The 13,648-nt window shown below is 55.9% G+C and carries 13 protein-coding genes and 1 other RNA gene; 7 read left to right on the forward strand and 7 right to left on the reverse strand.

Annotated features, from left to right (window positions below; translation table 11 throughout):
- Positions 1-28: 28 nt before the first annotated feature.
- From ubiI to ygfB, 4 genes are all read right to left on the reverse strand, one after another.
- Positions 29-1,231 carry an FAD-dependent 2-octaprenylphenol hydroxylase gene (ubiI, locus tag C3432_RS14785; protein WP_103777351.1) on the reverse strand — a complete coding sequence of 401 codons (1,203 nt, stop codon included), beginning with the start codon at positions 1,229-1,231 and terminating at the stop codon, positions 29-31.
- A gap of 154 nt (positions 1,232-1,385) precedes the next feature.
- Positions 1,386-2,564, reverse strand: a complete 1,179-nt coding sequence (gene ubiH, locus C3432_RS14795; protein WP_103777353.1) for a 2-octaprenyl-6-methoxyphenyl hydroxylase — start codon at positions 2,562-2,564, stop codon at positions 1,386-1,388.
- Positions 2,561-3,877, reverse strand: coding sequence for a Xaa-Pro aminopeptidase (gene pepP / locus C3432_RS14800; protein ID WP_103777354.1), 1,317 nt, complete (start codon positions 3,875-3,877; stop codon positions 2,561-2,563). The genes ubiH and pepP overlap by 4 nt, the downstream gene beginning before the upstream one ends.
- An 18-nt stretch (positions 3,878-3,895) precedes the next feature.
- Positions 3,896-4,474, reverse strand: coding sequence for a UPF0149 family protein YgfB (gene ygfB / locus C3432_RS14805; RefSeq protein ID WP_146050923.1), 579 nt, complete (start codon positions 4,472-4,474; stop codon positions 3,896-3,898).
- A gap of 166 nt (positions 4,475-4,640) precedes the next feature.
- Between ygfB and zapA the strand changes: the two genes are divergently transcribed.
- From zapA to C3432_RS14825, 3 genes are all read left to right on the forward strand, one after another.
- Positions 4,641-4,970 carry a cell division protein ZapA gene (gene zapA, locus C3432_RS14815; RefSeq protein ID WP_003026980.1) on the forward strand — a complete coding sequence of 110 codons (330 nt, stop codon included), beginning with the start codon at positions 4,641-4,643 and terminating at the stop codon, positions 4,968-4,970.
- Between the two features lie 42 nt (positions 4,971-5,012).
- Positions 5,013-5,196, forward strand: a non-coding RNA gene (gene ssrS, locus C3432_RS14820) — 6S RNA.
- Positions 5,197-5,216: 20 nt separating this feature from the next.
- Positions 5,217-5,813, forward strand: a complete 597-nt coding sequence (locus C3432_RS14825; protein WP_103777356.1) for a 5-formyltetrahydrofolate cyclo-ligase — start codon at positions 5,217-5,219, stop codon at positions 5,811-5,813.
- Positions 5,814-6,194: 381 nt separating this feature from the next.
- Here C3432_RS14825 and serA read toward each other — a convergent pair whose 3' ends face one another.
- Together serA and rpiA are read right to left on the reverse strand one after the other, a co-directional pair.
- The gene (serA, locus tag C3432_RS14830; RefSeq protein ID WP_103777357.1) at positions 6,195-7,427 is read right to left on the reverse strand and encodes a phosphoglycerate dehydrogenase; all 1,233 of its coding nucleotides are present in this window, start codon (positions 7,425-7,427) and stop codon (positions 6,195-6,197) included.
- Positions 7,428-7,787: 360 nt separating this feature from the next.
- The gene (rpiA, locus tag C3432_RS14835) at positions 7,788-8,447 is read right to left on the reverse strand and encodes a ribose-5-phosphate isomerase RpiA (protein WP_103777874.1); all 660 of its coding nucleotides are present in this window, start codon (positions 8,445-8,447) and stop codon (positions 7,788-7,790) included.
- A gap of 160 nt (positions 8,448-8,607) precedes the next feature.
- Between rpiA and argP the strand changes: the two genes are divergently transcribed.
- Entirely contained in the window at positions 8,608-9,501 is an 894-nt protein-coding gene (gene argP / locus C3432_RS14840) for a DNA-binding transcriptional regulator ArgP (RefSeq protein ID WP_103777358.1), read from the forward strand.
- On the opposite strand, the gene C3432_RS27690 is transcribed toward argP, so the two are convergent.
- A complete protein-coding gene (locus C3432_RS27690; protein ID WP_181012926.1) occupies positions 9,452-9,676 on the reverse strand; it encodes a hypothetical protein in 225 nt (74 codons plus the stop codon). The two genes, argP and C3432_RS27690, sit on opposite strands and share 50 nt — an antisense overlap.
- Before the next feature lie 26 nt (positions 9,677-9,702).
- Here C3432_RS27690 and scpA point away from each other — a divergent pair, with 26 nt between their 5' ends.
- The 3 genes from scpA to scpB are packed head-to-tail and all read left to right on the forward strand — an operon-like array spanning position 9,703 to position 13,631.
- Positions 9,703-11,847 carry a methylmalonyl-CoA mutase gene (gene scpA / locus C3432_RS14850; RefSeq protein ID WP_103777360.1) on the forward strand — a complete coding sequence of 715 codons (2,145 nt, stop codon included), beginning with the start codon at positions 9,703-9,705 and terminating at the stop codon, positions 11,845-11,847.
- On the forward strand, positions 11,840-12,835 hold the full coding sequence (gene meaB, locus C3432_RS14855; RefSeq protein WP_103777361.1) for a methylmalonyl Co-A mutase-associated GTPase MeaB: 996 nt from the start codon (positions 11,840-11,842) through the stop codon (positions 12,833-12,835). Before scpA ends, meaB begins: the two co-directional genes overlap by 8 nt.
- 10 nt (positions 12,836-12,845) lie before the next feature.
- A complete protein-coding gene (gene scpB / locus C3432_RS14860) occupies positions 12,846-13,631 on the forward strand; it encodes a methylmalonyl-CoA decarboxylase (protein ID WP_103777362.1) in 786 nt (261 codons plus the stop codon).
- The last annotated feature ends 17 nt before the right edge of the window (positions 13,632-13,648 follow it).

Here is a 13,648-nt window from a genome sequence, read left to right on the forward strand (position 1 = left end):
CTCAAACTATCAAAATAGAGGTGAATGTTTAGCGGAGCCATTCAGGCAGTGAGTTTAACCCCATAGCCTGACGGATAAGCTGTGGCTTTACTCCCGGGAGCGTGTCAGCAAGTTTCAGGCCGATATCACGCAGCAGCTTTTTAGCCGGATTCTCACCGGCAAACAGTTCACGAAAACCTTGCATACCCGCCAGCATCATCGCAGCGCTGTGCTTACGGCTACGCTCATAACGACGCAGATAAAGATACTGACCGATGTCTTTTCCCTGTCGATGCAGGCGCTTAAGTTCATCAATCAGTTCTGCGGCATCCATAAAGCCAAGATTAACCCCCTGCCCTGCCAGCGGATGGATAGTATGAGCGGCATCCCCCACCAGCGCCAGACGGTGCGCAGCAAACTGACGGGCATAGCGTCCCGTCAGCGGAAACGCCTGACGTTCGCTTTCAAGGCTGCACAGCCCCAGGCGATTATCAAAAGCGATAGTCAGCGCCTGATTAAACTCGTCAACGCTTGCCTGCTGCATGCGTTCTGCTTCCTGCGGCGAGAGCGACCAGACGATAGAGCACAGGTGCGGGTCACTGAGCGGCAGGAACGCCAGGATCCCCTCACCGTGAAACGCCTGCCGCGCAACCGCGCCGTGAGCTTCCTGCGTACGGATAGTCGCCACCAGCGCATGGTGACGGTAATCCCAGAAGGTCAGAGGAATGTCTGCCTTATTGCGCAGCCAGGAATTTGCGCCGTCAGCCCCAACCACCAGGCGTGCCGTTAACATTGCGCCATCTTTCAGCGTCAGGAAGGCTTCATTTTCGCCCCAGGCAACCTGCTGCAATTCAGCAGGAGCCATCAGCGTAATATCAGAAGAATTTTGCGCCTTTTGCCACAGCGCATAATGGATAACCGCGTTCTCCACGATATGGCCCAGATGGCTGTAACCCATGCTCTGGTCATCAAACGCAATACGACCAAAGCTGTCTTTATCCCAGACTTCCATCCCGTGGTAGCAACTCGCCCTGCGGGCAACAATGTCTGACCATACGCCGAGATGGGTAAGCAGTTTTTCGCTGGCGGCATTGATTGCCGACACGCGAAGCGCAGGGGCAGCATCCGCCGCCAGAGGCTGCGGTTCACGCTGCTCCAGCACCGCGACGCGCAGGCCGCTGCCCTGTAAGCCACAGGCAACCGCCAGGCCAACCATGCCTCCGCCAACAATTGCTACATCAACACTTTGCACAATCCACTCCTGATGCCTGGCTCAGCAGGCGTAATTGTTGCAGCCAGTCTGGACGCGGACAGCGCGCAACAACCGCAGCATACACGTAGTACGTGAGGATAGTGAGCACTGCCGGGGTCCAAAATGGCAAATAAAATAGCCTGGTGTGACCAGGTTAACGCGCCACCCAACCAAGCGTTCTTTGCGCCAGCGCATCGCGAGCCTGGGGAAATAATTCCATCGCCATTAAGCCGATGTTGCGGCCAACAACCAGCGGCGCCCAGCGATTGGCGAACAAATAAACCAGACTGTTCGTGACGCCAATCGTCGCTTCGCAATCGTCTTCGCGGCGCAGTTGATAGCGCGACAGGACGCTGTAGCCACCCACATCCTCCCCGGCCTTACGCGCTTCAACCAGAGTTTCGGCAAGGCTCATGACATCCCGTAAACCGAGGTTAAAACCCTGTCCGGCGATGGGGTGCAGCGTTTGTGCTGCGTTGCCTGCCAGTACGGTACGATGGGTAAAGGCTTTCACCGCCGTGGTGAGTGACAGCGGGTAAGCGCTGCGTTTCCCCGCATGGGTAATTCTGCCAAGTCGCCAGCCAAAAGCAGCCTGTAGTTCACGGCAAAATTGCGCATCTGACCAGGCCATCACTTCATCCCGCTTATCCAGTGGATGACACCACACCAGCGAGCAGCGACCTTCGGACATCGGCAGCATCGCCAGTGGGCCATGTTCGGTAAAGCGTTCAAACGCACGTCCCTGATGGGGAACGGCGGTGGCAACGTTGGCAATCACCGCCAGCTGTTCCCAGGACGCCTGCTGCCAGTCAACGCCGCAGGCGGTAGCCAGTGCAGAACGCGTCCCGTCCGCTGCAACCAGGACATCGCCGGAAACGATGTCGCCGTTTTCCAGCGTAACGTTGACCTGTTCCTGGGTGCGCGACACGCTGGCCACCCGATCGGGGCAGTGCAGGGTCACACCTGCCGCTTTACGCAACAAGGCAAATAGCCTCAGACCAACGTCGTGCAGTTCGACCACCTGCCCCAGCGCCGGAATACGGTAGTCTTGCGCATCCAGCGTAACAAACCCGGCATGTCCGCGATCGCTGACGTGCACGGTATTAATGGCGGTTGCACAATCGGCAATCGCCTGCCACACGCCAATACGCGCCAGCTGCTGGCAGGTTCCCGCAGCCAGTGCAATCGCCCGACCGTCGAACCCCGGATGGCTGCCCGCTTCAGGGGCCGTCGCCTCTATCAGATGGACCGGCAGCTTCCCATGGCTGAGATGAGAAATGGCCAGCGCCAGCGTCGCCCCCACCATCCCGCCGCCAACGATAATCACGCTCATTGTTTTCGCGCCGCCGCCATTAACGCTTCAATATCGTCCGCCTTCTTCACGACGCTGGCGGTCAGGTTCTCATTACCGGTTTCGGTGATAACGATGTCGTCTTCAATACGAATGCCAATTCCGCGATACGCCTCCGGCACGTCCGCGTCCGGCGCAATATAAAGCCCCGGTTCAACGGTGAGCACCATGCCAGGCTCAAGGAGACGGGAGCGATCCGGACCGTACACGCCGACATCGTGGACATCCAGTCCCAGCCAGTGGCTCAGGCCGTGCATGAAGAAAGGGCGGTGGGCATTATCGATAATCAGTTGATCAACGTCACCGCGGAGAATACCGAGCTTCACCAGTCCGGTAATCATGATGCGAACCACTTCGCCAGTGACGTTCTGAATGGAGGTGCCCGGACGATACAGGCGCAGGCTGGTCTCTAATGACTCCAGTACGATGTCGTAGATTTCACGCTGGGCTGGCGTGAATTTGCCGTTTACCGGGAAGGTACGCGTAATATCGCCCGCATAGCCTTTGTATTCACACCCGGCGTCAATCAACACCAAAGATCCGTCGCGCATCTCACTCTCATTTTCGGTGTAATGCAGAATGCAGCCGTTTTCACCGCTGCCGACAATGGTGTTATAGGAGGGGTAACGCGCGCCGTGACGGTTAAATTCGTGGTGGATTTCGCCTTCCAGCTGGTACTCAAACATGCCAGGACGGCAGCGTTCCATCGCTCGGGTATGGGCCAGCGCGCTGATCTCGCCTGCGCGACGCAGCACCGCAATCTCTTCCGGCGATTTGAACAGGCGCATCTCATGCACTATCGGCCGCCAGTCGGTCATCGTTGCCGGGGCTCTCAGATTCTGACGAGAGCCTTTACGCAGCTTATCCAGCGCGGTAAGAACAATGTCATCCGCATACGCATATTCACCCTGCGCATGGTAAACCACGTCCAGGCCGTTAAGTAACTGGAAAAGCTGCTGGTTAATTTCACTGAACGCCAGCGCACGATCCACGCCCAGTTTTTCCGGTGCTGTCTCCTGCCCCAGACGACGACCAAACCAGACCTCCGCCGTCAGATCGCGCACGCGGTTAAACAACACGCTGTGGCTATGTGTGTCATCACTTTTAATCAGCACCAGCACGGCTTCCGGCTCATTGAAACCGGTGAAATACCAGAAGTCGCTGCTCTGGCGATACGGATATTCACTGTCCGCGCTCCGCGTCGCTTCCGGTGCGGCGAAAATCAGCGCGGCGCTGCCGGACTGCATTTGCGCGAGCAGCGCCTTACGACGGCGTAAATATTCTTGCTGTGTCATGACACTCTCCTTCCGTTCTTAATGCAGAGTCGGTTTGCGCACTTCCGGCGCGGTCGGCTGCTGGCGCGTGAAGGTGTCAAAGCACAGCAGTGCAGCAACACGCACATACTCGATGATCTCTTCCAGCGACATTTCGAGTTCTTCCTGATCTTCGTCTTCGTCATAACCCAGCTGGGCGATGTTACGCAGATCGTCAATAGCTTCACCGGTTTCACCGGTGACTTTATCGAGCTTCGGCTGAGAGACACCCAGGCCGAGCAGGAAGTGATTCACCCAACCTGCCAACGCGTCGGCGCGATCGAACACGCTGACATCGTCGCCTTCAGGCAGATAAAGCTGAAAAAGAAAGCCGTCATCCTCTAACGCATCGCTGGTGGCAGAGTGCATTTTGCGTAACGCCTGGGCCAGCTCGTGACCAAAAGCCAGACCTTCGTTCGTCAGGTCGTGAAGCAGCGGCTGCCATGAGCTGTCGTTGTTGCCGCCGCAAATCATCCCACTGATTAAACCGTGCATTTCGGCCGGGGTCAGTCCCGTCCCTTGTTGGTTCAAAAACTGGTTCATTTCGTTGTAACCAGGCATTTCGTTCTGTATAGACATAAGCATTCGTCATCAAAGGGAGGATATTCATGATATGCTACCACTTTGGACCCTGGTGAACCAGAAAAGGGCTTGTATCTTCACATCAGGGTAGCTATAGTGTCGCCCCTTCGCGGACCCAGGGTCTGGAGACGAAGGCAGCGCAGTCAATCAGCAGGAAGGTGGCATGTCTGCACAACCCGTCGATATCCAAATTTTTGGCCGTTCACTTCGAGTGAATTGCCCGCCTGAACAAAGGGATGCGTTGAATCAGGCTGCGGACGATCTGAATCAGCGGTTGCAAGATCTAAAAGTTCGCACTAGAGTCACAAATACTGAGCAGCTGGTTTTCATTGCCGCATTGAATATCAGCTATGAGTTAACTCAGGAAAAAGCGAAGACCCGCGAGTACGCGGCGAGCATGGAACAACGTATTCGGATGCTCCAGCAGACCATTGAACAGGCGTTGCTTGATCAGGGTCGCATAACCGAAAAAACGGGCCAAAACTTTGAATAACACTTTTCGGTTTACTATGGTAGAGTAACCGTGAAGACAAAAAATTCTCTGAGATGTTTGCAAGCGGGCCAGTCCCCTGAGCCGATATTTCATACCACAAGAATGTGGCGATCCATGGTTGGTGAGCATGCTCGGTCCGTCCGAGAAGCCTTAAAACTGTGACGACGCATTCACCTTGAACCAAGGGTTCAAGGGTTACAGCCTGCGGCGGCATCTCGGAGATTCCCCTTCTACCTGGCAATAGCCATGACCCTGATTTCTGAACACTCCCTGTTACGACAAGACATTCGCCAGATGATCCGGCAACGACGTCGTGCGCTCACTCCCCGGCAACAAATCAATTTTGGTCAACAGGCCGCCAACCGCATGCTGGCATACCCGCCCGTAATGATGGCACACACGGTCGCCGTGTTTCTGTCGTTTGATGGCGAGCTGGATACTCAGCCGCTGATCGAGCAACTCTGGCGGGCGGGCAAACGTGTTTATCTCCCGGTTTTACACCCGTTCAGCCCAGGTAATTTGCTGTTTCTGCACTATCATCCGCGCAGCGAGCTGGTCGTCAATCGCCTAAAGATTCAGGAGCCAAAGCTGGACGTACGCGACGTTCTGCCGCTCTCTCAACTGGATGTGCTGATTACGCCATTAGTGGCGTTTGACGGAACAGGGCAGCGCCTGGGGATGGGCGGAGGGTTCTACGACCGGACGCTACAAAACTGGCAGCAGCATCGGATTCAACCCGTGGGCTACGCGCATGACTGCCAGTTAGTAGAAAAATTGCCGGTTGAAGAGTGGGATATCCCACTGCCAGCGGTGGTGACGCCGTCCAAAATCTGGGAGTGGTAGCCGTTTTTTGCCAATTGACAGCGCCGTTTTTTTGACCTAAATTCCTCGATGAAGGGTGAGGGAGGCGAACCTCCCTCCTGCGTACTCTCTGTTAATATGCTGGCCAGGCGATGATTAACAGGATCAGCAGCATGATGACGTATCTCATCATCGTCCCTTTCCTTTTTAGAGCCCCTGCTTCGGTAGGGGCTTTCCCGTTTCAGCGCTATGCTGCCCCCCTATCGTAAATTCCTTTTATTGCTGTACAACACGCAACGCTGCCTTTAGTTGCCAACTGCGGCAAAGCTCGAAAACAGAATGTATGCGTTACAGAAAGAGATTTTGAGGCAGGGAAATCAGAGGAAAGATGGGCAGGTCAACCGCCTGCCCATGTAGAGGAAATCAGTACAGCAGACGGGCGCGAATGGTGCCCGGAATAGCCTTCATCGCCAGCAACGCTTTCTCAGCGACATCCTCGCTCGCTTCGATATCAATCACCACATAACCCATCTGGGCAGAAGTTTGCAGATACTGTGCAGCAATGTTAACCCCCTGCTCTGCAAAGATTTGGTTTAGCGCGGTAAGCACGCCAGGACGGTTTTCGTGGATGTGCATCAGACGACGACCACCGTGCAGCGGCAGCGATACTTCCGGGAAGTTCACCGCAGAGAGCGTGGAACCGTTGTCAGAGTACTTGCTCAGTTTACCCGCCACTTCAAGACCGATATTTTCCTGCGCTTCCTGAGTCGACCCGCCGATGTGTGGCGTCAGAATCACGTTATCAAAGTCGCACAGCGGAGAAGTAAACGGATCGCTGTTGGTGGCAGGTTCGGTCGGGAAGACGTCGATAGCCGCACCCGCCAGATGCCTGGTGGCCAGCGCGTCACAAAGTGCCGGAATATCCACCACAGTGCCGCGCGCAGCGTTAATCAGCAGTGAGCCAGGCTTCATCAGCGCAATCTCTTTCGCGCCCATCATGTTTTTGGTGGAAGCGTTCTCCGGTACGTGCAGGCTGACCACGTCGCTCATATTCAGCAGGTCAGAGAGATGCTGTACCTGGGTTGCGTTACCCAGCGGCAGTTTGTTTTCAATATCATAGAAGTAGACGTGCATCCCCAGCGATTCTGCCAGGATCCCCAGCTGTGTACCGATGTGACCATAGCCCACGATGCCCAGCTTTTTACCGCGCGCTTCAAAAGAACCGGCGGCAAGCTTATTCCACACGCCGCGATGTGCTTTGGCGTTCGCTTCCGGCACGCCGCGTAGCAGCAACAGCAGCTCACCAATGACCAGTTCCGCCACGGAGCGGGTATTGGAGAACGGGGCATTAAACACCGGGATCCCTCGTTTTGCCGCCGCGGTCAGATCAACCTGGTTGGTGCCGATACAGAAGCAGCCGATAGCGACCAGCTTCTCAGCACAGTTGATCACTTCTTCAGTCAGATGGGTACGGGATCGCAGACCAATAAAGTGAGCATCGCGGATGGACTCTTTTAACTGTCCGGCGTCTAACGCGCCTTTATGAAATTCAATGTTGGTATAACCTGCTGCGCGAAGGCTTTCCAGTGCCTTTTGATGCACGCCTTCAACCAGCAGAAATTTAATCTTGTCTTTCTCCAGCGATACCTTTGCCATTTCCCCGACCCTGTATTTTTATCAATCTGATGTGTTGTGTGTGGACTGAACCCGACCTCGTAAAACTATTTTGCTCGTCATGTTGAACCCGGGCAGCACTCACACTGCCTGCGCCAGTAACGCTTTCTGGGTCTGGTTCCTGCATCCGCCTTTCAACATATCAAAAATAATTATTGCGGCAATATGAACGTTTGCGTCGCCATTCTGAATAAATATCATTCAATGGGAAATCGCAGAGGAAAATGCTGGGGATAAGTTTTTCTTTGGAGAGATCGGCAGGACAATGATAATAACGTGACACATGTCACCAAATTTGCCCTGCCAAATTTTTTTGATGGGGGTATTCATTCCCCCATCAGATTATTTCACGATGGTTTTCACGCCGTCAGCGGTGCCAATCAGTGCCACATCCGCTCCACGTCTGGCGAAGAGCCCCACGGTTACAACACCTGGAATCGCGTTGATGGCGTCTTCCATTGCCACCGGGTCGAGGATCTCCATGCCGTATACATCAAGGATCACGTTGCCGTTATCCGTCACCACGCCCTGACGGTATTCCGGACGACCGCCCAGTTTCACCAGCTGACGAGCCACAGCGCTACGCGCCATCGGAATGACTTCAACCGGCAGCGGGAAATGACCGAGAATATCCACCTCTTTGGAGGCATCCGCAATGCAGATAAATTTCTTCGCCACGGAAGCGATGATTTTTTCACGGGTCAGCGCCGCACCGCCGCCTTTGATCATCTGCATGTGACCGTTAATTTCATCCGCCCCGTCAACATAGACGCCGAGGCTGTCCACTTCGTTAAGATCAAACACATGGATGCCGAGACTCTTGAGTTTTTCAGTCGATGCGTCTGAACTGGAGACCGCGCCTTCAATTTGTCCTTTCATCGTACCCAGCGCATCAATAAAGTGTGCGGCCGTTGAACCTGTACCTACGCCAACAATGGTACCGGGCTGTACATACTGAAGTGCCGCCCATCCTACTGCTTTTTTCAGTTCATCCTGCGTCATGATCGTTTCGCCTGTGGTGTGGAAAAATTCAGCCGCATTATAGACCATTGCGTAGAAAAATCTTCCCGCCCCGGCTCGCAGACTGTGGATTTCGTCTGTACCCAGAGCAAATTTATGTCATAGTGCAGAACAACAACAATTTCAGGAGTGCCTTATAGCAATGAAACGCCCGGACTACAGAACACTACAAGCACTGGATGCGGTCATACGTGAGCGAGGTTTTGAACGTGCGGCGCAAAAGCTGTGCATTACTCAATCTGCCGTTTCACAGCGCATAAAACAGCTTGAGAATATGTTCGGGCAACCGTTGCTGGTCCGTACCGTTCCGCCGCGGCCAACGGAGCAGGGGCAAAAGCTGCTGGCGCTGCTGCGGCAGGTAGAGCTGCTGGAAGACGAATGGTTGGGCGATGAGCAAACCGGCTCCACGCCGCTGCTGCTGTCGCTGGCGGTCAACGCCGACAGTCTGGCGACCTGGCTGCTTCCGGCGCTGGCCCCCGTGCTGGCCGACTCCCCTATTCGCCTCAATTTGCAGGTGGAAGATGAAACCCGTACTCAGGAGCGCCTGCGTCGCGGTGAAGTTGTGGGTGCGGTGAGTATTCAGCACCAGGCGCTGCCGAGTTGCCTGGTGGATAAGCTTGGCGCGCTCGACTACCTGTTTGTGGGTTCCAAAGCCTTTGCCGAACGCTACTTCCCCAACGGCGTGACGCGTTCCGCGTTGCTGAAAGCGCCCGCAGTAGCCTTCGACCATCTGGACGATATGCATCAGGCCTTCCTGCAACAGAATTTCGATCTACCGCCCGGCAGCGTGCCGTGCCATATCGTTAACTCCTCTGAAGCCTTTGTGCAGCTGGCACGTCAGGGCACCACCTGCTGCATGATCCCCCATTTGCAGATTGAAAAAGAACTGGCAAGCGGTGAGCTGATCGACCTGACGCCAGGCCTGTTTCAGCGCCGGATGCTGTACTGGCATCGCTTTGCGCCAGAAAGCCGAATGATGCGCAACGTCACGGACGCGCTGCTGGCCTATGGTCATAAGGTACTGCGGCAGGATTAATCGTTTTGTTGCCGGATAGCATCACGTCTGTCCGGCCAGTTTCGCTTTTCCCTTTCACTTCTTTGAAATCCATCACAAAATTAAATATCCCACGCGGCAAAAAACGACGCACCCATGGCTTTTTTTTGCTGGCGACAAGGTGCGCCAAAAAGCTCACCGTATTTGCAATATCCATTTTGATTGCGGAATACGGAGCAAAAAATGTCAGACTTGCAGGAGTGGCAAACACTCGCCAATAAGGAACTCAGTCGGCGGGAAAAAACCGTCGACTCGCTGGTAAAACAGACCGCGGAAGGCATTGCCATTAAGCCGCTGTACACCGAAGCCGATCTCGATAATCTGGAGGTCACCGGCACCCTTCCCGGCCTGGTGCCGTACGTCCGTGGTCCACGCGCCACCATGTACACCGCCCAGCCCTGGACCATCCGTCAGTACGCCGGTTTCTCTACTGCGAAAGAGTCCAACGCGTTTTATCGTCGCAACCTCGCCGCCGGACAGAAAGGACTTTCCGTGGCGTTCGACCTTGCCACCCACCGTGGCTATGACTCTGATAATCCGCGCGTGGCGGGCGATGTCGGGAAAGCAGGTGTGGCAATTGACACCGTCGAAGACATGAAGGTGCTGTTCGACCAGATCCCGCTGGATAAGATGTCCGTTTCGATGACCATGAACGGCGCGGTGCTGCCGGTACTGGCGTTTTATATCGTCGCGGCGCAGGAGCAAGGCGTGACGCCGGACCAGCTTACCGGGACAATCCAGAATGATATTCTGAAAGAGTACCTGTGCCGCAATACCTACATTTATCCGCCTGACCCCTCGATGCGCATTATCGCCGACATCATCGCCTGGTGTTCGGGTAACATGCCGCGCTTTAACACCATCAGCATCAGCGGCTATCACATGGGTGAAGCGGGGGCTAACTGCGTGCAGCAGGTCGCCTTTACGCTGGCCGACGGCATCGAATACATCAAGGCCGCCCTCTCCGCCGGACTCAAAATTGATGACTTCGCCCCACGCCTGTCATTCTTCTTTGGCATCGGTATGGATCTGTTTATGAACGTCGCAATGCTGCGTGCCGCACGGTATCTGTGGAGCGAAGCGGTCAGCGGCTTTGGCGCAACCAATCCGAAATCCTTAGCCCTGCGCACTCACTGTCAGACCTCCGGCTGGAGCCTGACCGAGCAGGATCCGTATAACAACGTCATCCGCACCACTATCGAAGCGCTCGGCGCCACGCTGGGCGGCACCCAGTCGCTGCATACCAACGCTTTTGACGAAGCCCTCGGCCTGCCCACCGACTTTTCCGCGCGCATCGCACGTAACACGCAGATCATCATTCAGGAAGAGTCGGAGATCTGCCGCACGGTAGACCCGCTGGCCGGATCGTACTACGTGGAGTCGCTGACCGATCAGATCGTCAAACAGGCCCGGACGATCATCCGGCAAATTGACGACGCGGGCGGCATGGCAAAAGCGATCGAAGCCGGGCTGCCGAAGCGGATGATCGAAGAAGCTTCCGCCCGCGAACAATCACTCATCGACCAGGGCAAGCACGTTATCGTCGGCGTCAACAAATACAAGCTGGAAAAAGAAGACGAAACGGCGGTGCTGGAGATAGACAACGTGAAGGTACGCAACGAGCAGATCGCTTCGCTGGATCGCATCCGCGCCACCCGCGACAACGCTGCCGTCAACGCGGCGCTGAAGGCGCTGACCCACGCCGCCCGGCATAATGAAAATCTGCTGGACGCTGCGATCAACGCGGCTCGCGTTCGCGCCACTCTGGGCGAGATTTCCGATGCGCTGGAAGCGGTGTTTGATCGTTATCTGGTGCCAGGCCAGTGTGTCACCGGGGTGATTGCGCAAAGCTACCATCAGTCCGATAAATCCGCCGGCGAGTTTGACGCGATTGTTGCGCAAACCGAACGCTTTCTGGCGGAGAACGGTCGCCGTCCGCGCATTCTGATCGCCAAAATGGGTCAGGATGGTCACGATCGCGGGGCCAAAGTGATCGCCAGCGCCTATTCCGATCTCGGCTTTGATGTCGATCTCAGCCCGATGTTCTCCACGCCGGAAGAGATCGCCCGCCTGGCGGTAGAAAACGACGTCCATGTGGTGGGCGCATCGTCACTGGCGGCGGGACACAAAACGCTGATCCCTGAGCTTGTCGCCGCGCTGAAAAGATGGGGACGTGAGGATATCTGCGTAATCGCCGGTGGCGTTATTCCGCCACAGGATTACCCCTTCCTGCAGGATCACGGTGTGGCGGCCATTTATGGTCCCGGCACCCCCATGCTGGAAAGCGTGCGCGACGTGCTGATGCGGATAAGCCAGCATCATGATTAACGAATCCACGCTGGCAGACGCGGTGCGGCGATTGCGTCTGGGAGAGCGAGCCACGCTCGCTCAGGCCATGACGCTGGTAGAAAGTCTGCATCCCCGTCACCAGCCGCTGAGCACGCAGCTGCTGGATGCCATTATGCCCTTTAGCGGCAACGCCCTGCGCCTGGGCATTACCGGTACGCCGGGCGCCGGGAAGAGTACGTTTCTGGAAGCCTTTGGCATGTTACTGATTCGTCAGGGATTAAAGGTGGCGGTGATCGCAGTCGATCCCAGCAGCCCGGTCAGCGGCGGCAGCATTCTTGGCGACAAAACGCGAATGACAGAACTGGCGCGATCGGATGCCGCCTTTATCCGTCCGGTACCCTCGGGCGGTCATCTGGGCGGGGCGTGTCTGCGCGCGCGGGAACTGATGCTGCTGTGCGAAGCGGCAGGTTTCAACGTGGTGATCGTCGAAACCGTCGGCGTCGGCCAGTCAGAAACGGAAGTTGCCCGGATGGTGGACTGCTTCGTGTCGTTACAAATCGCGGGGGGCGGCGACGATCTACAGGGCATCAAAAAGGGAATCATGGAAATGGCCGATTTGATCGTCATTAACAAGGATGACGGCGAAAACCATAACCGCGTTGCCATTGCCCGCCACATGTACCAGAGCGCGCTGCATATCTTGCGTCACAAGTATGCTGAATGGCAGCCACAGGTGCTCAGCTGTAGCGCCCTGGAAAAACACGGCATTGAAGAGGTCTGGCAGGCCATTTGCGATTTCAGAACCCGGCTAACCCACAGCGGGCAGATCCGACAGGTGCGCCAGCAGCAGGCGGTGGACTGGCTGCGGGAGCAAACCGAAGCAGAAGCGCTCCAGCAGCTGTTCGCCCGTGCCGAGTTCGCCCGCGACTACCAGCAGACGCTACAGGCCGTTAAAAACAACAACCTCTCGCCGCGCACCGGCCTGCGGCATATCAGCGAATTTATCCGGAATCATTACTTTAAATAAAGAGATAACTATGTCTTATCAATATGTTAACGTTGTTATTATCCAGAGGGTGGCGGTCATTGAGTTCAACTACGCCCGTAAGCTCAACGCCCTGAGTAAAGTGTTTATGGACGATCTGATGCAGGCGCTCAGCGATCTCAACCGTCCGGATATTCGCTGCATCATCCTGCGCGCCCCTGGCGGGGCGAAAGTGTTCTCCGCAGGTCACGATATCCATGAACTGCCTACCGGGCGGCGCGATCCGCTCTCTTACGACGATCCGCTGCGCCAGATCACCCGTATGATCCAGAAGTATCCAAAACCGGTGATTTCGATGGTTGAGGGGAGCGTCTGGGGCGGGGCATTTGAGATGATCATGAGTTCCGATCTGATCATCGCCGCCAGCACCTCGACCTTCTCCATGACGCCGGTCAATCTCGGCGTACCGTACAATCTGGTCGGCATTCACAACCTGACCCGCGACGCCGGTTTCCATATCGTCAAAGAGCTGATTTTCACCGCGTTGCCAATTACCGCCCAGCGCGCGCTGGCGGTCGGTATTCTGAATCACGTAGTCGAAGCCGAAGACCTGGAAGACTTCACCCTGCAGATGGCCCACCACATCTCCGAAAAAGCGCCGCTGGCGATTGCCGTTATTAAAGAAGAGCTGCGCGTGCTCGGTGAAGCGCACACCATGAATTCCGATGAGTTTGAACGTATTCAGGGGATGCGCCGCGCCGTTTACGACAGCGAAGATTATCAGGAAGGGATGAACGCGTTTCTGGAGAAACGTAAACCTAATTTCGTCGGCCACTGATGCGGTCAAAGGAGCGA

Origin of the sequence: Citrobacter amalonaticus, assembly GCF_002918555.1 — a bacterium.
Classification (GTDB): Bacteria; Pseudomonadota; Gammaproteobacteria; order Enterobacterales; family Enterobacteriaceae; genus Citrobacter_C; species Citrobacter_C amalonaticus_A.